Origin of the sequence: Pseudovibrio sp. Ad5, from assembly GCF_001623095.1 — a bacterium.
Lineage (GTDB): Bacteria > Pseudomonadota > Alphaproteobacteria > Rhizobiales > Stappiaceae > Pseudovibrio.
In genome coordinates, this window is the sequence record NZ_LMCH01000003.1 from 95,173 (window position 1) to 114,623 (window position 19,451).

The 19,451-nt window shown below is 51.9% G+C and carries 18 protein-coding genes; 8 read left to right on the forward strand and 10 right to left on the reverse strand.

What is annotated here, in order from left to right; genetic code table 11:
- Positions 1-45: 45 nt before the first annotated feature.
- On the reverse strand, positions 46-420 hold the full coding sequence (locus PsAD5_RS01810) for a carboxymuconolactone decarboxylase family protein (RefSeq protein ID WP_063290858.1): 375 nt from the start codon (positions 418-420) through the stop codon (positions 46-48).
- A gap of 285 nt (positions 421-705) precedes the next feature.
- On the opposite strand from PsAD5_RS01810, the gene PsAD5_RS01815 reads away from it, so the two are divergent.
- From PsAD5_RS01815 to PsAD5_RS01830, 4 genes are all read left to right on the forward strand, one after another.
- Entirely contained in the window at positions 706-1,833 is a 1,128-nt protein-coding gene (locus tag PsAD5_RS01815; RefSeq protein WP_063290859.1) for an alanine racemase, read from the forward strand.
- Positions 1,834-2,513: 680 nt separating this feature from the next.
- A complete protein-coding gene (pflB, locus tag PsAD5_RS01820; protein ID WP_208980784.1) occupies positions 2,514-4,805 on the forward strand; it encodes a formate C-acetyltransferase in 2,292 nt (763 codons plus the stop codon).
- 308 nt (positions 4,806-5,113) lie between these two features.
- A complete protein-coding gene (pflA, locus tag PsAD5_RS01825; protein WP_057466240.1) occupies positions 5,114-5,848 on the forward strand; it encodes a pyruvate formate-lyase-activating protein in 735 nt (244 codons plus the stop codon).
- Positions 5,849-5,976: 128 nt separating this feature from the next.
- Positions 5,977-6,309, forward strand: coding sequence for a hypothetical protein (locus tag PsAD5_RS01830; protein WP_063290860.1), 333 nt, complete (start codon positions 5,977-5,979; stop codon positions 6,307-6,309).
- Positions 6,310-6,369: 60 nt separating this feature from the next.
- Here the strand turns inward: PsAD5_RS01830 and PsAD5_RS01835 are convergent, their stop codons facing one another.
- The 3 genes from PsAD5_RS01835 to PsAD5_RS01845 form a co-directional block, all read right to left on the reverse strand.
- Positions 6,370-7,206: a 3-keto-5-aminohexanoate cleavage protein gene (locus tag PsAD5_RS01835; RefSeq protein ID WP_063290861.1), complete on the reverse strand. Its 837-nt coding sequence runs from the start codon at positions 7,204-7,206 to the stop codon at positions 6,370-6,372.
- A complete protein-coding gene (locus PsAD5_RS01840; RefSeq protein ID WP_063288828.1) occupies positions 7,206-8,546 on the reverse strand; it encodes an aspartate aminotransferase family protein in 1,341 nt (446 codons plus the stop codon). Before PsAD5_RS01840 ends, PsAD5_RS01835 begins: the two co-directional genes overlap by 1 nt.
- Positions 8,547-8,844: 298 nt before the next feature.
- Entirely contained in the window at positions 8,845-10,221 is a 1,377-nt protein-coding gene (locus PsAD5_RS01845) for an MATE family efflux transporter (protein WP_063290904.1), read from the reverse strand.
- 150 nt (positions 10,222-10,371) lie between these two features.
- On the opposite strand from PsAD5_RS01845, the gene PsAD5_RS01850 reads away from it, so the two are divergent.
- Both PsAD5_RS01850 and aroQ read left to right on the forward strand, forming a co-directional pair.
- A complete protein-coding gene (locus PsAD5_RS01850; protein ID WP_063290862.1) occupies positions 10,372-10,995 on the forward strand; it encodes a TetR family transcriptional regulator C-terminal domain-containing protein in 624 nt (207 codons plus the stop codon).
- A gap of 38 nt (positions 10,996-11,033) precedes the next feature.
- Positions 11,034-11,477, forward strand: coding sequence for a type II 3-dehydroquinate dehydratase (gene aroQ, locus PsAD5_RS01855; RefSeq protein WP_063290863.1), 444 nt, complete (start codon positions 11,034-11,036; stop codon positions 11,475-11,477).
- A 66-nt stretch (positions 11,478-11,543) separates the two neighbouring features.
- Here the strand turns inward: aroQ and PsAD5_RS01860 are convergent, their stop codons facing one another.
- Together PsAD5_RS01860 and arfB are read right to left on the reverse strand one after the other, a co-directional pair.
- A complete protein-coding gene (locus tag PsAD5_RS01860; RefSeq protein ID WP_063290864.1) occupies positions 11,544-12,398 on the reverse strand; it encodes a class I SAM-dependent DNA methyltransferase in 855 nt (284 codons plus the stop codon).
- Positions 12,399-12,624: 226 nt separating this feature from the next.
- Positions 12,625-13,059, reverse strand: a complete 435-nt coding sequence (gene arfB / locus PsAD5_RS01865) for an alternative ribosome rescue aminoacyl-tRNA hydrolase ArfB (RefSeq protein WP_057466233.1) — start codon at positions 13,057-13,059, stop codon at positions 12,625-12,627.
- Positions 13,060-13,370: 311 nt separating this feature from the next.
- Between arfB and PsAD5_RS01870 the strand changes: the two genes are divergently transcribed.
- Positions 13,371-14,732, forward strand: a complete 1,362-nt coding sequence (locus PsAD5_RS01870) for an aspartate aminotransferase family protein (RefSeq protein ID WP_063290865.1) — start codon at positions 13,371-13,373, stop codon at positions 14,730-14,732.
- A gap of 235 nt (positions 14,733-14,967) precedes the next feature.
- On the forward strand, positions 14,968-15,801 hold the full coding sequence (gene mazG, locus PsAD5_RS01875; protein WP_063290866.1) for a nucleoside triphosphate pyrophosphohydrolase: 834 nt from the start codon (positions 14,968-14,970) through the stop codon (positions 15,799-15,801).
- Between the two features lie 51 nt (positions 15,802-15,852).
- Here mazG and PsAD5_RS01880 read toward each other — a convergent pair whose 3' ends face one another.
- From PsAD5_RS01880 to PsAD5_RS01895, 4 genes are all read right to left on the reverse strand, one after another.
- Entirely contained in the window at positions 15,853-16,467 is a 615-nt protein-coding gene (locus PsAD5_RS01880) for a YdcF family protein (protein ID WP_063290867.1), read from the reverse strand.
- A gap of 196 nt (positions 16,468-16,663) precedes the next feature.
- Positions 16,664-18,139 carry a GTPase HflX gene (gene hflX, locus PsAD5_RS01885; protein ID WP_063290868.1) on the reverse strand — a complete coding sequence of 492 codons (1,476 nt, stop codon included), beginning with the start codon at positions 18,137-18,139 and terminating at the stop codon, positions 16,664-16,666.
- The gene (gene hfq, locus PsAD5_RS01890) at positions 18,139-18,396 is read right to left on the reverse strand and encodes an RNA chaperone Hfq (RefSeq protein ID WP_008546823.1); all 258 of its coding nucleotides are present in this window, start codon (positions 18,394-18,396) and stop codon (positions 18,139-18,141) included. The genes hflX and hfq overlap by 1 nt, the downstream gene beginning before the upstream one ends.
- A gap of 164 nt (positions 18,397-18,560) precedes the next feature.
- Positions 18,561-19,439: a D-amino-acid transaminase gene (locus tag PsAD5_RS01895; protein ID WP_063290869.1), complete on the reverse strand. Its 879-nt coding sequence runs from the start codon at positions 19,437-19,439 to the stop codon at positions 18,561-18,563.
- Between the last annotated feature and the right edge of the window lie 12 nt (positions 19,440-19,451).

The window sequence follows — 19,451 nt, forward strand, 5'->3', positions numbered from 1 at the left end:
CGGACGTCAGGTTCGCACTCCAGATGAGAGGTCGAGGAAATTCCTTTAAGACCGCGGATCCAGCCCCTTCTCTTCAAAATACGCGATTGCTGTGTTCAGGCCGTTCAAGGCGGCGGGTACGCCTGCATAGACCGCCATTTGCCAGATAATCTCAAGGATCTCGGAGGGGCGTGCTCCTGAGTTCAGTGTGTGCTCAATATTCATGACCAGTTGTGGCCCTGTATGCCCACCCATCGCTGTCAAAGCCGCAATGCTGCACAACTGCCGGGTCTTCAGGTCAACCCCTTCACGGCCATAGTGCTTGTCGTAGGCCCAGTCCACCACACTTTCAGACATACCGGGCACCGCAGCATCATATTTATCAGCAAGCTTCTTCTTCAGTTCGGGATTTAAAATACTCAGGACTTTCTCCGCATTCATAAGCCAGTCTCCTCAAGCCATAAACAACCGCCGATCAGGCTTGCCTAACTGCCTCCTCTTGAAAATCGGTGTGTTAATCACCGAGAAGTTGAGGTGATTGCCGCAAATACTCGCGCTGCAGCACCTTCAGCCCAGCCTGTACCTTGGGCTCGCCAGACCGCCTAAGAAGCTGAAATTGTGAGAAAAGAGAGGCTCCTTACAAAACCGGTAGCACCTACTGTTTATTCCTATTCAGATCTGCTAGGCATTTTTACGAGGAACACACTGGACTGCGGAGCCACTGGAATGCTTGAAGACCTTCAAACCCCTTGCCTTTTGCTTGATGAAACCGCAATGCGCCGAAACATCAAAGGCATGGCAGACAGGTTCAAACAGATCGGCGTTCCGCTGCGCCCACACCTCAAGACAGCCAAATCCATCGATGTCGCCCGGATACTGCAAGAGCACGGCGCAGACCGCTGGACCGTCTCAACGCTGAAGGAAGCAGAGTACTTTTCCTCCTTTGGCCTCAAAGATATCCTCTATGCCGTCTCCATCATCCCGCAGAAGATGGAACGCATCATGCACCTCAACCGCGCAGGCGCTCAAATGTCCATCTGTCTGGACAGTACCGAGATGGCAAAACACCTTTCTACCATGACACTGGATGGCCCGAAGCCCCGCGTCTATCTGGAGGTCGATGTAGACGGTCACCGCACCGGCGTGCAGGCAGATCAACAGCGCGCGGTAGATGTCGCCAGATTACTTGCAAACGCATCTAACGTGGAGTTCGCCGGCGTTATGGCCCACGGCGGCGGTGTGAGTTATGCAGCAAACGGCAAGCAGGAACTGGAAGCCGCAGCGGAACAGGAGCGCACAGCAACGCTTGCCGTTAAAGACGCTATTCTGGAAGCAGGCCTACCCTGCCCGCAAGTCAGCATCGGCTCCACCCCAACAGCCCTCTTCGGAACATCATTTGACGGAGTTTCTGATGTCCGCGCAGGTGTTTACGTGTTTCAGGATGTGTTTCAGGCCAATCTTGGCATGTGCGCGATGGAAGATGTGGCCGCAACTGTACTCACCAGCATCATCAGCCATGCTCCACACCTCAACCGTATCGTCGTAGATGCTGGCGGACTGGCACTCTCCAAAGACCGCTCCTGCGCAAGCCAAAGCAATGACTGCGGTTTCGGCCTGCTAAGCGATGCAGACGGACACATCGACCCGCTGCTCTACGTGCAAGGTGTCAGCCAGGAGCATGGCTACATCACCACCAGAGACGGAAGCCCTCTTCCCTTCGAGCTGTACCCTCTGGGATCACAGCTCCGTGTTCTGCCCAACCATTCTTGCATGACTGTCGCCGCCTATGAAGGGTACCATATGATCGACGGAGACCATGAAGGAGAGTGGTGGCCGCGCTGTAACAGGTGGTAGGTCAACCCGTTCCATCAATTATATCGGTCACATCTCATTGAGCCCTACAGATTGTCGCACTAGGAAATTGATTGGCAAAAGTTTTTTCCAATTCCGGCACTCTGAATCTCCCGTGGATATCACCGTTTACCAATCAAGATTTGTGGTGAAATCGAGTCTTTTTGGCCACCTCCAGGTACTGCCATGAACCGCAAAAGTCGATTTTCCACGCCCACCACTAATATTTCAAACATCGCATATCAGCTATGCAAAATTGACCTACCTACATTATACTTACTATAATGTACGTAGAGCGCGACTAAGTGAAAATGCGGGCGCCCTATTGCACTGTTTCGCAAACGCACAAAATTCGCGCCTCTAAACACGTAATTTCATAAGTAAACTCATAGGATTAGATCCATTCCAGACCTCTTCGCAACGCACACAACTTGAGCGAGTTATATCACTACCCACAATTGGCCGCCCAATATCCAAAATGTATGCATTTGTATAATTCTGCCTTGCATTTTTTGCAGGTCTGCCAGCCATTTCGGAATTGACATAAATCAAGATGCGGCCCCACTTGAAGCGTACAGTCAATGTCAACAAGCACTGGACGCAAGGAAGCGTAACTCTCTGCAAGCCTTTGGAATTTACTTGTAGCACCACGCTAAATTGCTCAAATGATGAAGGACCTAAAAATGGGCGTTCACCAGAACATCGATAAAGCTACCGCCGACACTCTTCCTTTTCTGAAAGACGACGGACCCAAGGCTTACGCAGGTTTCAAAAAGGGTGACTGGAACAAAGAAATTGACGTGCGCAATTTCATTCAGCTCAACTACACCCCTTATGAAGGTGCTGACGACTTCCTTGCTGGCCCAACCGCTGCAACAACCAAACTCTGGGACAACGTTCTTGAGTTGATGAAAGAAGAAAACAAGAAAGGCGTTCTCGACGCTGACACTGAAGTTGTTTCTTCTATCGTTTCTCACGCACCAGGCTACATCAACAAAGATCTCGAAAAGATCGTTGGTTTGCAGACCGATGCCCCATTGAAGCGCGCTTTGATGCCTTACGGTGGCCTGAAAATGGCAGCAGCCGCTCTGGAGAGCAATGGTTACAAACTCTCAGAAAAAACCGCTGAGGTCTTCTCTAAACACCGCAAAACACACAATGACGGTGTGTTCGATCTCTACACTCCGGAAATTCGCCGCGCTCGTTCCGCTGGCATCGTAACCGGCCTTCCAGATGCTTATGGCCGTGGCCGCATCATCGGCGATTACCGCCGCGTTGCGCTGTACGGCATCGACAAGCTGATGGAAGACAAGAAAGCACAGCATGCTTCCCTGGACGGCAACGTCCTGAATGAAGAAACACTGCGCCTTCGTGAAGAAATCTCAGAACAGTACCGCTCCCTCGCTGAACTGAAGGAAATGGGCGCTGCACACGGCTGCGACATCAGCCGCCCTGCAGAAAACGCTCAGGAAGCTATTCAGTGGCTTTACCTCGGCTACCTTGCTGCGATCAAAGAGCAGAACGGTGCAGCCATGTCTCTGGGCCGCACAACCACCTTCCTTGACGTTTACATCCAGCGCGATCTGGACAAAGGCATCATCACGGAAGATGAAGCACAGGAACTGATGGATCACTTCGTCATGAAGCTCCGTATGGTTCGCTTCATGCGTACTCCAGATTACAACGCGCTGTTCTCTGGCGATCCGGTATGGGTAACTGAATCCATCGGTGGCATGGGCGTCGATGGCCGCACACTGGTCACCAAAAGCTCCTTCCGTGTTCTGCAGACCCTTGTGAACCTCGGCCCTGCACCAGAACCAAACCTGACCGTTCTGTGGTCCGAGCATATGCCTAAGGGCTTCAAAGACTACTGCTCAAAGATCTCCATCGAGACATCTTCTGTTCAGTACGAAAATGATGACCTGATGCGTCGTTACTGGGGTGATGACTACGGTATCGCTTGCTGTGTATCTGCAATGCGCATTGGCAAGCAGATGCAGTTCTTCGGCGCCCGTGCCAACCTTGCAAAAGCAATGCTTTACGCAATCAACGGCGGCATCGACGAAAAAACTGGCAAGCAAGTTGGTCCAAAAGCACACCCAATCACCGGTGACGTGCTGGAATGGGATGAGCTGGAACCACTTTACGACCAGATGCTCGACTGGATTGCAAAGGTTTACGTTCAAGCATTGAACTGCATCCACTTCAGCCACGACAAGTACAACTACGAGCGTGTTGAAATGGCGCTGCATGACCGCGACATCCTGCGCACCATGGCATGTGGTATTGCTGGCCTGTCCGTTGTTGCTGACAGTATCTCCGCAATCAAAAACGCGAAGGTCAACATCATCCGTAACGACGAAGGTCTCGCAGTTGATTACGAAATTGAGGGTGATTTCCCTTGCTTCGGTAACAACGATGACAGCGTTGATGTGATTGCAGAAGACATCATGAAGAAATTCATGGGCAAAATCCGCAATCAGCCAATGTACCGCAATGCGACACCGACACAGTCTGTTCTGACCATCACATCCAACGTGGTGTACGGTAAGAAGACTGGCTCTACTCCGGATGGACGTAAAGCAGGTGAACCATTTGCACCGGGCGCAAACCCAATGCATGGCCGTGACCAGAAGGGCGCAGTGGCTTCCATGAAGTCTCTCTGCAAACTTCCTTACGAAGACAGCCAGGACGGCATCTCCTACACCTTCTCCATCATCCCGGGCGCACTGGGCAAGGACGAAGCTGAACGGATCGACAACCTGTCCCACCTGCTCGACGGTTACATGCATGACATGGGTCACCACATCAACGTGAACGTGTTCGACCGCAAGACCCTGGAAGACGCAATGGAACATCCTGAACTGTACCCACAGCTCACCGTTCGTGTCTCCGGTTACGCAGTGAACTTCATCAAGCTGACCCGTGAACAGCAGATGGATGTGATCAACCGTACATTCCACGGTCAGCGCTAACAGCACTGGGCCAACGGTCAGCGCTGATAACGCTAACCTCTCAATCTCCAAGACAAGGCGCGGGACTCAGTCCCGCGCCTTCTTTGCTGCGACAAATCCGCTGAAACGTGCTCCAATTGCTCAAAATGAGTGCGACAGGAGCGCACATGCACCTAAAATGAATGGCTGCGTTGCACAATTTCATCTTTAAAAACAAGGTCAAAGGCCTTACTTTTAAAGCATTATAAAAAGCAGAAGCGGCCAGAGGAAAAATCCTCACTCCCTATCAAAAACAGGCCGCTCGCAAACAATGATAAAGGACGCCAGCCATGCAAGACACCATGGGCTATGTTCACTCAGTAGAAACAGGCGGAACGGTAGACGGTCCGGGCCTGCGCTACATTGTGTTCACCTCTGGCTGTCCGCTGCGTTGCCTGTACTGCCACAACCCGGACACTTTGAAACTGAAAGCTGGCAAACAATCCTCCGCCTATGAGCTTTTGAAGGACATCTCCACCTACCGCACCTATTTTGAAACCGGTGGCGGCGGCCTGACCGTGAGTGGCGGTGAACCTATGGCACAAAAAGAGTTCCTCAAAACGCTTCTGTGGGGCTGTAACCAGATGGGCGTTCACACCACCGTGGACACATCCGGCTACCTGCACGCCAACCTTGATGACGAAACCATCGACATGGCAGACCTCTACCTGCTCGACATCAAGTCCTGGGTGCCAGAAACCTACAAGAAGGTCACCGGTGTTGAAGTTGGCCCAACCCTTGAGTTCGCAAAGCGTCTGGAAAAAATGGAAAAAGACGTCTGGATCCGCTTCGTGCTGGTACCGGGCCTCACAGACGCCCCTGAAAACGTTGAAGGCGTCGCAAAGTTCGTCTCCGAGCTTGGCAACGTGAAGCGCGTTGACGTTCTGCCCTTCCACAAAATGGGCGAACACAAATGGCAGTCCATGGGCAAATCCTACCAGCTCAAAGACACCCGCGAGCCATCAGCTGAAGAAACGGAAGCTGCCAAAGAAACCTTCCGCAAGTACGGATTGGACGTACACTGAGCATCTGCCATGCTTAGGCCACAGGCGCCCCAAAGATACCTGTCGATTACATAGGTTCTCCTGAATTTCAGGAAAAAGTCGCCACAATACCTTCTCAGACTAGCCCTCGAAAACATGGGGGCTTTTTCATGAGTAAACGAGTTATCCTCGGTGGGCTGGCTATGCTCACCGCAAGTGCATCAGTTGCAGATGCAGGCTTTAATCAAAGCAGAGCGGAAAAATTCGCCAGGAAAAACGAAAAACATATCATCTGCTACTACCTCTACGGCTTGACGAACCAAAGCAGCAAGCAGGACATCGCCAGAGGTGTCATCACAGCCATGGCCTATGCCAAAGGCATGAAGAAACAGGAAGCCATTTACGCCCTGGGCTACGGCTCCGGCAAGATCTCCGCCATTCTGGAAGCCGACCCAGATCACTCCGAAGACCTGATCCAAGAACACAGCAAAGACTGCAAATAACAAAAAGGCTGCTATCGGTGTGATAGCAGCCTTTTGAATTCTCAGTCTCGAAACCCCACTTTACTGAGGTTTTCCAAGCACTTTCAGTACGTCATCTCTGGAGACAGCACCTTCATATCCCATTTCACTGCGGATATGAGAGACCACCTGAATACGCTCCGCATTGTCCCTGGCAAGCTTACCAGTACCGTGCCACAAGCTGTTTTCAAAGCCAATCCGCGCATGTCCACCATGACCAAACGCCAAAGCACCACACGCCGTCTCAGCCCGCCCAAACGCGCAAAGCATGAACGGGTTGTCCTGCGCAATATGAGCCGCAGCATCGCGAGCGCTAAGGAAACCAAGCAGGTCACGCGGATCGCTCTCCTGATCCTTGGCATAACGGCCCAGCACATAAAGCTGGCTGCCATACCCGGCAGGAACAACGCCCTCACCCATCAGCAGATCAAGACGAGCCACATCTTCCGGAGCATAAAGGATATGCTGAACCGCACGGCCAGCTTCCTGAGCCTCAAAGTAGAACCTGCGTGCCAGATCCATATCACCGCCTTCCGGCGCCATTTCACGCATAGCAACAGAAACAGCCTCAGGCTCTACAGCAGCAACAACATCATACTGTTCTTGCGCACTGTACCGGCCAACAGCTTCAGTGGTGATTTGAACAGCCAGTTCAGGGCACTTGGCCGTCACTTCAAGGATAAGCTCCTTGTAAAGGCCAGCATCCAGAACATGTTGTCCCTCTGCGCCGCGCACATGGGCGTGGAGGGCATCAGCGCCCTCCGCTTCCACGCTCACTGCACAGGCAACGACGTCTTCAATCGTCACCGGCAGCTGCGGATGATCCGCTTTGCCACGACGCGCACCATTCGGCGCACTCATGATGAGCCGCTTTGTCATCAGATAGAAACTCCGGCCTGCGTGAAACTCTCTTTCATTGCAAGGCTTAGCTTCTCGACGATCTCAGTGATATGACTGTCATCAATGATGAATGGAGGAGCAAGAAGAATGTGATCCCCCGTTTTACCATCAACCGTACCACCCATCGGGTAACACATCAGACCCGCCTTCATGGCATTCTGCTTCACTTTCGCATGAAGCTTTAAGGACGGATCAAGCGGCTCTTTCGTATCCCGATCCTTCACCAGCTCAAGAGCACGGAACAGGCCACGGCCACGAATGTCAGCCACATATGGGTGCTGACCAAACTCATCATGCAGAGCAGCAGACAGCTTCTCACCCATGGTGCGCACATGCTCCATACGGCCTGGCGCCGTCAACTGGTCCATCACAGCAGCACCAGCAGCAGCAGCCAGAGAATGCCCCATGTAGGTATGACCATGCTGGAAGAAGCCAGAGCCCGTCGCGATAGTATCGTAGATCTCTTTAGAGCACAGCATCGCGCCAAGTGGCTGATAACCAGCACCAATACCCTTCGCGATAGCAACGATATCCGGGCGAACCTCATCTTCGTTACACGCGAAGATATGACCGGTGCGGCCCATGCCACACATCACTTCATCCAGCACAAGCAGGATACCGTACTTGTCACAGATCTCGCGGATACGTTTCAGATAGCCCTTAACAGCCGGCACCGCGCCCATGGTTGCACCAACAACAGGCTCAGCAAAGAACGCAGCAACCTTCTCCGGTCCAACACGCAAAATCTCTTCTTCAAGAAGATTGGCGGAACGCTGCCCGTATTCTTCAAGCGTTTCACTCTCTTCCTTGTAGCGATAGGCGTAACAAGGATCGATATGAGACATTTCGATCAATAATGGGCCGAACATTTCACGGCGCCACTTGTTGCCACCAGCGGAAAGCGCTCCCAGCGTATTTCCGTGATAGCTCTGCCAACGCGCAATCATATGCGAGCGTTGGTGTTCTCCCTTTTCAACAAAGTACTGCCGTACAAGTTTAACAGCAGACTCCATTGCCTCCGATCCACCTGAAACCAGATAGACACGGTCAATGCCTTCAGGAGCTTGGGCCACCAGCTTATCGGCAAGCTCTTCCGCCGGCTCACTGCCAAAAAAGCCAGTGTGAGCGAACGAAAACTTATCCAGCTGGTCCTTAATCGCGTCGATCACTTGTTCATTAGAGTGACCAAGGCAGGAAACCGCGGCGCCCCCACAGGCGTCAAGGTATCTCTTACCAGTGGAATCAATGAGGTAGCACCCGTCGCCTTTAGCAGCTGTTGGTAGTGTTACACGGGTATTTCTAGGAAAGATGTGGCTCATTTTACAGCCTCCGGGCTGTAGCTCTGTTGTTCGATTGACCGTCCATAGACACGCAAAACTACGCGTGACATTTTGCACAGGCACCACATTGCCTACGTCAAAGTACTTGTCCATAAAAAACTATGAAATATCTCCAGATTGTGATCGGAGACACCCGCACAAAAGACAGTTGAGATATTTTACTACAAATTCCGGCAATAAAATTAGACGGAGCCACACCCAACTACGCAAAACCCCGTGCAGCTTACGTGAAAGTTACTTAGTCACCGAAAGACTCACTCAGTAAAATCTGAACGACCTAGAGCACGCCCGAAGCCGTACGCCGTGTCTGGCGAAGTATCCAGTGCGGCTTTTTCTGCGAAAACATCAAAAGCGTCATGACCAGCGTCAGCGCTTCAGCCACAGGCAGAGCATAAAACACGCTCATCGGGCCAATCACAAACCACAGGACGACAATCAGCAAAAGCGGCATAACCAGAGACCGGGACACAGCAATCAGTGCCGACTGGGTCGCACAATGCATACCTGTAAAATAGCCGGAAAACGCGATATTGACCCCGTTGAACAGGAAGACAGGCCAGATCACACCAATGATCTCAATCGTCAGCTCTACTGTCGACTGATCTGCATCTCCAACAAAGGCACTTGCCAGCAACATGGGTTGGAAAATCAAAAGGCACGCCAACAGTAAGCCAACAACAAAATTGGTCCCGACCCCAAGCGACAGAAACTGATAAATCCGCCGCGGTTTTCGTGCACCAAAATTGACACTCACCAGAGGCCCAAGCCCCTCACCCACACCATAAAACACCATGATACCGCTGAAGAACAGATAATTCACAATGGTGAAAGCAGCCACGCCTTGCGCACCAATTTCGGTGATCAGGATCCAGTTAAACAGGAACACGACAATACCGCCAGAGCTTTCATTGATGAACTCAGACAGACCATTATAGGCAGCCGTGTACATCACCCGCCAGGATCCAAAGGGCCGTAGAAACCGCAACTTGGCGCTTTTATTGGCGAAATGCAAAAGCAGAAACAGCATGCCAGCCTGACTGGCCAATCCAGTTGCCAACGCGGCACCCCAAACGCCCCATCTCAGATACCCAATCATCCAGGCATCCAGCACAATGTTGACCGCAGTGATCATCACCATGCCGGCAAGGGAAAAGTTGGGGCGACCGTCAACGCGGACGAAATGCGACAGCGCAACCGCAAGGCTCAAACCAGGAAAGAACCAGGCAACGGTGAAGATATACGTCTCCACCATCTCAGCAGTCTCCGTGTTTGCACCAAGCATCCGTGCTGCTGTTGGTGTAAAGATAAGCAGCAATGCCGCAAACACCACGGAAAAGGCCAGGACGCTGATCAGTGCCTTCATAAAGATGTTGGAGGCATCTCTTTCCCGTTTCTCACCGATGAATTTGCCTGCCATCACGGCAGCGCCAACGGTCAGCATTACCACCACGCCAAAGTAGAGTGCAAACATAGGCGTGATCAGGCTAATCGCAGCCAAAGCCGTCGCGCCAACAAAGTTTCCGACAAAGATGCCATCAACAATACTGGCAGACGCAATGGAAATCATGCCAAGCACAGCAGGAACCGCAAACCGGAAAAACTCTTTCGCCGGATGTCCCCTGATCATCTGCTCGTTTGCCATTGCCACTGACATGCTTTCCCCTTTGCCTTCGAGAGCGCCCTCCCGCATTTCCGATCAAAATTGAGAAGAATTTGAATTTGAACGATTGATCAACTTGGACATACGCTCAATTTCGTGCTATGTCAAGATTGACCAATTTAAAGAGATAATCTGGAACGCTATATGGCCTATCTGGCGAAGGAAGAACGCCGCAAAGCAATCATTCTGGCAACACTGGATGTTGTGAAGGAAAATGGGTTTGCTGGCATCACCACCCGGGCAGTCGCCAAGCAACTTGGAGCCGCAACCGGCATTCTTCACCACCACTTTAAATCACTCACAGATTTAAAGTGCGAAGCCCTGCGCTACCTGTCTCAAAAAAACGGCGACAATTGCATCTCGGTCTCCAAAGACCTTCCTCCAACACAAGCCCTGCTCCGTCTCATCAGCTTCAATGCAACTCCTCAGGAAAAGGCAGAGACCAGCATATGGATCAGTGCAGCAGATGAAGCCAACAGAGACCCGGAGTTTGCGCGTGTCTACGGTGAAGAAACCAACAAAAGCCATGAATGGATCTGCAACAACCTCAAGGAAGGTGTCCGGTCTGGCGAGTATACCCTCACCCTGCCCGCTGAACTTGTTGCATGGAAACTCATGTCATTGGCTTTCAATCTTTATGACGTGTCCAATCTGCCCGACACAGATCTGACACCAGACATGGCCGTCCAGATCCTTAAGGACGAACTGAAGTCAACACTCGGCCTCGACAGCAAAGACCTTGCGTCTCAGCTGCTTTCGAGCCATTAAGGTGAGACTTGATCACCGCACAACTTCAGAGAGCTTTCATGAAGAAGATCCTCATCCTCAACGGACCGAACCTGAACTTGCTTGGAATGCGCCAGCCAGAAGTTTATGGCTCCACCACGCTTGCAGAGATTGAAGATCAGTGCCGCGCCCACGCAAAACAGCTGGGTGTAGACCTGGAATGCAAGCAGTCCAACCACGAAGGCGAGCTGATCGACTGGATTCACCAGACCCGCCAGACGCGGACCGCAATCGTGCTCAATGCAGGCGCTTATACCCACACCTCAATTGCAATCATGGATGCAATCGCCAGTGTGGAACGCCCGGTGATCGAACTCCACCTATCAAACATCCACCAGCGAGAAGAGTTCCGCCACACTTCCTACATCTCCAAGGTCGCAAACGGAATGATCTGCGGTCTCGGCGCGCACGGTTACACACTTGCCATGGACGCTGCACTTCGAATTTTGGAAGAAGAAGACTAAGCAACAGTTCGGCTCAGCCACTTTGTCTCATCGGGCGAACTCAGAAAACTCAAGCGCTCTATGAGTTCATTTGCCGTTATACTGTGCAACAACAACAAGCCCCAGAACGGGCTTTCCATCCTCAAAACGCGGCGTAATTTCATCCAGTTCAATAAGTGTAAAGTCGTTATCCGCCAGCACCTTGCGTAGATAAACAGCAGAATGGGCAAACCTTCCACGATTGCTCATCACATATGGTTTTTCTGAAAAAGCCTCGTCTGCCGCTGTTTCCGTTGTGAAAATGACCTTGCCATTAAGCTCAATGTTCTTCGCAAGGCCAGCGACAGCCTCCTCCAGTGCCCCAAGATAAATAAATGTATCGCCAGAGATGATTAAGTCCCAGCGTTCATCCCAGTCGTTCTGCAGGAATTCAGTCAGATCATTCAAATAAAGATCGTCATAAAGACTTTTCTGATCGGCCTTCTCAAGCATCCCTTCAGAAAGGTCTACTCCCGTCTTATGCAGTACAAGATCGCCGATTACCTCAGTGCACAAACCAGTGCCACACCCTAAATCCAAAAGGCGTTTAAACCTGCCCTCTGTGAACTTGCTGACCATCTCCTGAATAATCAGAGGCACCGCATAGTTGAGCTGTTTCGTCAGGTGCTGATCAAAGTTGTCTGCATAATTGTCAAAAGTCTTGCTCACACACTGCTCAGGCACTGTGTCAGGTGTGTAATTCTCATCGTTCGATCCAGATGCTAACTGCTCTTGCTCGATAGCGCTTAAATCCTGCTCTACATTTTTTAAAGCAAGCTGCTCAGCTTCTTCGGTCTTACCTGCCTCTTTAAGATCCTGCACCTGGCAGTCGATCAAGAACTTTTTGAGCGCAGCATGTATTGGATTGTCTTCATCGTCTGAATTGAAATTGATGTTCATCATCGTGACATGCCTCTGCCTAAAGCAAACAAGGTGTTTTTCATAAAAGGACTAGATCAAAAAAAACATGATGAAGACTTACGTTGCTTGATAAATATCTCTTTGTATTTTTGTCAGACAGTTTGGATGCGCTGTTGTTTTTTGGTCGTCCCGTGGGGCGCGACAGGCTCACCCTCGCACTCATAAGCATATGGGCGATTAGCCTTACCGGAGGAGCCAAGCCTTCAAATCAGTCGTAATTCTTGGAACTACGCAGCTTCTTGATGTTGCCGCGCTGCTTCTTCCCTTCCATTCGCCGGCGCTTGGAGGCCAGCGTTGGCCGTGTGGCTTTGCGCGTCTTGGGCACATAAGCTGCTTTGCGAATAAGCTCCAGCAACCGCTCCAACGCATCTTCTCGGTTGCGCTCCTGCGTGCGGAAGCGATCAGCTGTCAAAACGACCTCGCCCTTCAGCGTCAGGCGTGAGCCTGCGATCTTGCGCAAACGAGTCTTTAAGTCATCCGGGAGAGTCGCATTTCCATCCAGATTGAATCGCAATTGCACGGCAGAAGACACTTTATTCACGTTTTGACCGCCCGGTCCGGACGCCCTGATGAAGTCTTCTTTGATGTCGCGTTCCTCAATTGAGTAGCGCTCATTCACCTTTATTTTTTTGCGCTCGCTCATCTGGCCCGCCCGTTACATCACGCATGCATAGCATTGATTGAAATAAGAAATTTTACTCTTTGGTCAAAAAACAACCAGTAAAGCAACAGTGCACGCTATAATACCAGCCCCTCAGATTTGCAAAGTTTTACGCAACATAGCCACGCTCCACCGCAGGTATAGGCGAACGTATAATGCACGTATATGTTTGATATCGCTTGATTTAGTCAGTTCTTCTACCTAGTCTCGAATCCATATCCTGCCAGAGGGTAAAATAATTAAGGCGCTCAGCCGAACAAGCAATATTCGTCTCAAGCGTTACTGGAGGGGAAATGACAGAGACTAACATATTGGCGCGGGACGAGATCCAAGAGATCACCGGCCTGACTACAAACAACCTTGATGCCTACTGGATGCCATTCACGGCAAACCGGCAGTTCAAGAAAGATCCACGCCTTCTCGTGAAGGCCAAGGACATGCATTACACCGCCGCCGATGGCCGTCAGATTCTGGACGGCACAGCAGGCTTGTGGTGCTGTAATGCTGGCCATGGACGCCAGAAGATCGTCGAAGCTGTGCAGAAGCAAGTCGCCGAGCTGGATTACGCACCTGCCTTCCAGATGGCACATCCAAAGTCCTTCGAGCTCGCGGCCCGTCTAGCAGCTCTCATGCCAGACCCGCTGAACCACGTGTTCTACACCAACTCCGGTTCCGAGAGCGTTGAAACCGCCCTCAAAATGGCACTGGCCTATCACAAGGCTAAGGGAGAAGGCTCACGGACCCGCCTGATTGGGCGTGAACGCGGCTATCACGGTGTCAACTTCGGCGGCATTTCTGTTGGCGGCATGGTAGCCAACCGCAAGCAGTTTGGTGCGATGCTCGCTGGTGTTGATCATATACGTCACACCCATGGTATTGCAGGCAATGAGTTCAGCAAGGGCGTACCGAAAAACGGCATTGAGTACGCTGAAGACCTCATGCGTCTCATCCAGCTCCACGACCCATCCACCATTGCAGCAGTGATTGTGGAACCAGTTGCGGGCTCCGCTGGTGTGATCCTTCCACCAGAAGGCTACCTGAAGCGCCTGCGCGACATCTGTGATGAGCATGGCATCCTGTTGATCTTCGACGAAGTCATCACTGGCTTTGGTCGCCTGGGCACTCCGTTCGGTGTCGATTACTTTGACGTCATCCCGGACCTCGTCACCACGGCCAAAGGCCTCACCAGCGGCGTTGTGCCAATGGGTGCGGTGTTTGCCAGCTCCAAGGTCTATGACGCATTCATGACCGGACCTGAGCATCTGATAGAGCTGTTCCACGGCTACACCTACTCAGCTCATCCACTTGCCTGTGCAGCTGCTCTGGCAACGCTGGATGTCTACGCTGAAGAGGAGCTACTCACACGCGGCGCCAAGATGGCACAGTACTGGCAGGACGCACTTCACTCCCTGCGTGATTGCCCGAATGTGATCGACATCCGTAACATCGGGCTGATTGGTGCGATCGAGCTGGAGCCGATTGCAGATGAGCCGACCAAGCGCGCATTCACAGCCTTCCTGAAAGCTTATGAGAAGAACATTCTCATCCGCACCACAGGCGACACAATCGCAATGTCTCCACCACTCGTCATCTCAGAAAGCGAGATCGACGTACTGGTTGGCACACTACGCGATGTCCTTAAGAATCTGGATTAAGCTCCTGTTTCAGCATGGAATTTCAAAGAGGCGCCCCAGCGCCTCTTTTTATATACCGCAACGTTATAAGTAACTTACACGCACATTCTAAAGTTAATCCTTATTAACTTTAACCAGTTCCTGAGCAGCAATTCACCACATATCCCAGCATGCATAACAAAGCCCCTCGCCATGAAACCACGAGGCTGATAATGTGCCGCCCGAATTACAAAAGCTCTCATGCATCAGGACTCCCATGCTACCTTCCCGCGACATTTCCCGCCTCATCGAAATCATGAAAGCCCTCAGAACACCTGAGACCGGCTGCCCTTGGGATCTGGAGCAGAACTTCAAAACCATTTCGCCCTACACCATCGAAGAGGCCTATGAAGTTGCCGATGCAATCGAGCGTGAAGACCTGAGCGATCTGAAAGAAGAACTGGGAGACCTGCTCCTTCAGGTCATCTACCACTCCCGCATGGCCGAAGAAGAAGACGCCTTCGCCTTTGGCGACGTGGTTGAAGCCATCACCAAAAAGATGATCCGCCGCCACCCGCATGTGTTCGGAGATGACGAGCAAAAAGCAGCGGGCTTCCCGAAAGGCACATGGGATCGCATCAAGGAAGAGGAGAAGCAGGAGCGCAAACAACAACGCGCTGCAATGGGCCTCATTGATCAGATGCCACGCTTTTTGGATGAAGTGCCATCCGCATTCCCGGCTCTGACAGAAGCCGAAAAACTCCAGCACCGCGCCTCCAAAGTTGGGTTTGATTGGGGTGCTGCAGAGCCCGTCCTCGACAAGATCAAAGAGGAAGTGGAAGAACTCACCGTTGAAGTCACAGCCAACACGCCAGACCGCAGAAAAATCGAAGATGAACTCGGCGACGTCCTGTTCGCCATCGCCAACCTCGCTCGTCATCTGGAAATCCAGCCAGAAGCCGCCCTCAAACGCACAAACGCCAAATTCCGCCGTCGCTTCGCCCACATAGAAGACGCAGCAACAGCCGAACAACGCCCGCTTAAAGACCTCTCCCTCGACGAGATGGAAGCTCACTGGCAAGCAGCTAAGAAGTTTGATCCAGCAAGCTAAAAGCACTGTCAGGCGAGCGGACAACACCTCGCCTGATCAGCAATGTGTGCATTAGAGCAACGGGCACGTATCTGAATTCAGTTCCCGCAGGTAACCAGCCTCAAGATAAGGCTGCACCTTGCCCCACTCCTCCAAAACCTCAGCTGCAAACTCTGGATGAGCAGGCCAATCCGCCACACCCACCGGATACTTATGTGCAGGTGCAATCATCTTAATCACCCCTGGCCAATGCCGCTCCAACGTCATCAAATAGCGACGGGACGCACTCACACTACCAACGGCAATCACGGAGCCAATGAACTCAAAAAGCCCAAGCTCCTTCAAACGCTCAAGTGAGAACGCTACATTCTCACCCGTATTCGTCGCGCGGGTTTCCAAAATCATGTGGTGCCTTGGCACTCCGCCAGCGACAAGCGCCTCACACATCTCATGCGCCTCAAGTTGCCCTGACGCTGTGTACTCACCACCAGTAATCAGAACTCGCCCAACAAGCCCATCACGCCACAATTGCGCTGTGACCTGAACCCGCGCGCCAGCACTTCTGTGTGAGCCAAACAGCAAACACAGATCAGCCTTTCGGATCTCGGTTCTGACAAGCAGATACCGATCAATCTCAGCAATCAGTTGAGGTGTAAGCTTCAGATGTGAATTGGCTGCGCAGGTCATGACATAACCAGACTAACGGCCAAAACAACAACCAGCAACGCTACACCAAACAATACTCCTTCAAATCCCTCACAAGCAGAAAGGCTGGAAGACTGCGCATAACGCGGGTGCCTACGGCATAATCCCAGCCCACCAACAAAAAAGCCCCACTCGCATGAGCAGGGCTTTCTTGTTTTCATTCGTCTCTCAGAGGCAATCAAATCGGTGAGTAACCACCGTCATCATCCTCATCACCGCCTTCTGCAGTTGGCTCTTCAGCCAGCTCCAGCCCGGTCACGAAGTATTTTGCGAAACGTTCCCGGACGCGAGATCGATGGGCATCAGGGACGCGAACAGACAAGCGAATGCCGCCCTCTGTATCGTCACGCGAGAGGATCTCGCAGTTCTGATAGAGCCATGCATGCCCCTGCCCGTCGCTGTGCGGCAGAACCATCGTCACGGTATCCAGCTGCTCAGCCAGACGCGTCTCGATGCGGGCAATCAGATCCTCGATCCCATCACCACTCAGCGCAGAAACCGCAACCGGTCCCTCATCAACCGAGTTACTTTCCAGCAACTTGGCGCGATGTGCCTCGTCCAACATGTCGATCTTGTTATAGACCTCAATGACACGATCACTCTCAGACACTTTAAGACCAAGCATCTCAAGCGTTTCATTCACATCCTGAGACTGCGCTTTGGTGTCCTCATGAGCAATATCACGCACATGAAGCACAATATCAGCCTGAATAACCTCTTCCAGCGTCGCCCTGAAGGCAGCCACCAGATTGTGCGGCAACTCGGAAATGAAGCCAACCGTGTCTGACAGAATGACTTCACGGCCATGCGGCAGCTTCAAACGGCGAAGCGTAGGATCGAGCGTCGCAAACAGCAGATCCTTGGCAAACACCTCCGCATTGGTCATGCGGTTAAACAGCGTAGATTTGCCCGCATTGGTGTAGCCAACAAAAGCGATGACCGGATGCGGCACTTTCTTACGTGCTTTACGGTGAAGCTTACGGGTGCGCTGAACCTGCTCCAGATGACCTTTCAGCAGCGTGATACGATCCTGAATGATACGCCTGTCGGCCTCAATCTGGGTCTCACCCGGGCCACCAACAAAACCAAGACCGCCGCGCTGACGCTCAAGGTGGGTCCAGGACCGCACCAGACGGGATTTCTGCCAACTCAGGTGAGCAAGCTCGACCTGCAGGCGACCTTCCTTGGTCTGCGCACGTTCACCGAAAATCTCCAGAATAAGACCCGTCCGGTCAATAACCTTGGTGTTCCAGTCTCGTTCCAGATTTCTCTGCTGGATTGGGGTGAGCGGATGATCAACAACAACCAGCTCAATCTCTTCGACATCAATACGCAAGCGGATTTCTTCCACTTTGCCTGAGCCGAACAGACTTCCCGGTTTTACATTTGCCAATCGCACCAGACTTGAGGAGACAATCTCCAACTCGATTGCAGCTGCTAGTCCAACAGCTTCTTCCAGTCTGGCTTGGGGGCTACGCTCGGCACCAAAGGGACGCTCAGGAGCACCTTTTCCTCTCGCCAGAGCTCTGCTTTGAATGATCGGTACGATGACGAGTGACCGGGTTCCCCGGGTCACTTCGTCTTCGCCGGCCTCAACATTCGCATCGCGTTGCTTGCGGTTCAGACCGGCCTCTTTTTTAGATTGGGGCTTCATCAGCCTCCTGCTTTTTCGCCTTCTTCTTCAGCTGGTTCGAACAGCTGTATAGGGCTATTTGGCATGATTGTTGAAATAGCGTGCTTGTAAACGAGCTGGGAGTGCCCGTCACGACGCAATAATACGCAGAAATTATCGAACCAAGTAACTACGCCTTGCAGTTTTACACCATTGATCAAAAAGATTGTCAGTGGCGTCTTCTGCTTCCTGACATGATTTAAAAATGTATCTTGAAGATTTTGAGCGCGGTCAGCCATAACTATTTTTTTCCTGTTCTCAGTGGACACGGCCGCGGCATCCACCATTTACTGTTCCCATCCTCGAAACGGCCAAGTGACACTCACAAACACAAGAGAGATGCCCCAACACTAATAAGGTGCGCCGTCTTTCCTAAGTTCCCTTCAGCAAACACCGGAGGCACTTAACCCCCGGCAACCGTCAGTTTAATCAACTCTGACGCTTCATGGAATGATTTTCTTAAGTCTTGAACGATTGGACCGGGCTTACCATCACCCAAAATTGTTCCATTTACATTCACGACGGGCATGACAAGTCCCGATGCACTTGTTAAAAATGCCTCTTGCGCACTTTTTGCCTCTTCCAGAGAAAAGCCGCGTTCTTCTACGGAAAATCCTTTCATTTCCGCCAGTTTTAGAACGCCCGCTCTGGTAATTCCTTTTAAGATTCCGTGGGTAGCAGGTCGCGTCACCAAAGTGCCGTTCTTTAGAATTATCCAAGCATTGGTTGAACCGCCTTCAGTTATCAGACCTTTTTTATCCACAAACCATGCTTCTCGGGCACCAGACTCCTTAGCCTTTTGTTTAGCAAGGACATTAGGCAAAAGACCAACAGTCTTGATATCGACCCGATCCCAACGATTCTCTTCTACCATAATGACCCCAACACCCTTGGCCGCAATTTGGTCCATTTTGTGTGACGGCACCGATTTTGCAGTCATCACAATAGACGGTGGAGTCCCAGCTGGCGGGAAATAATGATCGCGCGGAGCCACGCCGCGCGTAACCTGCATGTAGATCAAGCCGTTTTTCACCCGGTTGAGCGAAATCACTTCCTTCATCACCCGCGTCAAGGCCCCGCGTGACATAGGGGCGGAAATCTGCAACTCACTCAGCGACCGATCCAGCCGGTCCAGATGGGCGCTCATGTCCACAATCTGGCCTCTCCAGACCTCACACACCTCATAAACGCCATCAGAGAACTGGTAACCCCGGTCTTCCACATGCACGGCTGCATGAGAATGTGGCACATATTGTCCATTTACGTAGGCAACACGGCTCATCAGCCTCTCCTG

Excerpts from the sequence above, each read along its gene's own strand:
- hfq (WP_008546823.1), bottom strand. The coding sequence starts at position 18,396 with ATGGCTGACCGCGCTCAAAATCTTCAAGATACATTTTTAAATCATGTC.
- PsAD5_RS01810 (WP_063290858.1), bottom strand. The coding sequence starts at position 420 with ATGAATGCGGAGAAAGTCCTGAGTATTTTAAATCCCGAACTGAAGAAG.
- PsAD5_RS01850 (WP_063290862.1), top strand. The coding sequence starts at position 10,372 with ATGGCCTATCTGGCGAAGGAAGAACGCCGCAAAGCAATCATTCTGGCA.
- PsAD5_RS01840 (WP_063288828.1), bottom strand. The coding sequence starts at position 8,546 with ATGAGCCACATCTTTCCTAGAAATACCCGTGTAACACTACCAACAGCT.
- PsAD5_RS01845 (WP_063290904.1), bottom strand. The coding sequence starts at position 10,221 with ATGTCAGTGGCAATGGCAAACGAGCAGATGATCAGGGGACATCCGGCG.
- PsAD5_RS01870 (WP_063290865.1), top strand. The coding sequence starts at position 13,371 with ATGACAGAGACTAACATATTGGCGCGGGACGAGATCCAAGAGATCACC.
- hflX (WP_063290868.1), bottom strand. The coding sequence starts at position 18,139 with ATGAAGCCCCAATCTAAAAAAGAGGCCGGTCTGAACCGCAAGCAACGC.
- PsAD5_RS01860 (WP_063290864.1), bottom strand. The coding sequence starts at position 12,398 with ATGATGAACATCAATTTCAATTCAGACGATGAAGACAATCCAATACAT.
- mazG (WP_063290866.1), top strand. The coding sequence starts at position 14,968 with ATGCTACCTTCCCGCGACATTTCCCGCCTCATCGAAATCATGAAAGCC.
- PsAD5_RS01830 (WP_063290860.1), top strand. The coding sequence starts at position 5,977 with ATGAGTAAACGAGTTATCCTCGGTGGGCTGGCTATGCTCACCGCAAGT.
- pflB (WP_208980784.1), top strand. The coding sequence starts at position 2,514 with ATGGGCGTTCACCAGAACATCGATAAAGCTACCGCCGACACTCTTCCT.
- PsAD5_RS01815 (WP_063290859.1), top strand. The coding sequence starts at position 706 with ATGCTTGAAGACCTTCAAACCCCTTGCCTTTTGCTTGATGAAACCGCA.
- PsAD5_RS01895 (WP_063290869.1), bottom strand. The coding sequence starts at position 19,439 with ATGAGCCGTGTTGCCTACGTAAATGGACAATATGTGCCACATTCTCAT.
- aroQ (WP_063290863.1), top strand. The coding sequence starts at position 11,034 with ATGAAGAAGATCCTCATCCTCAACGGACCGAACCTGAACTTGCTTGGA.
- arfB (WP_057466233.1), bottom strand. The coding sequence starts at position 13,059 with ATGAGCGAGCGCAAAAAAATAAAGGTGAATGAGCGCTACTCAATTGAG.
- PsAD5_RS01880 (WP_063290867.1), bottom strand. The coding sequence starts at position 16,467 with ATGACCTGCGCAGCCAATTCACATCTGAAGCTTACACCTCAACTGATT.
- pflA (WP_057466240.1), top strand. The coding sequence starts at position 5,114 with ATGCAAGACACCATGGGCTATGTTCACTCAGTAGAAACAGGCGGAACG.
- PsAD5_RS01835 (WP_063290861.1), bottom strand. The coding sequence starts at position 7,206 with ATGACAAAGCGGCTCATCATGAGTGCGCCGAATGGTGCGCGTCGTGGC.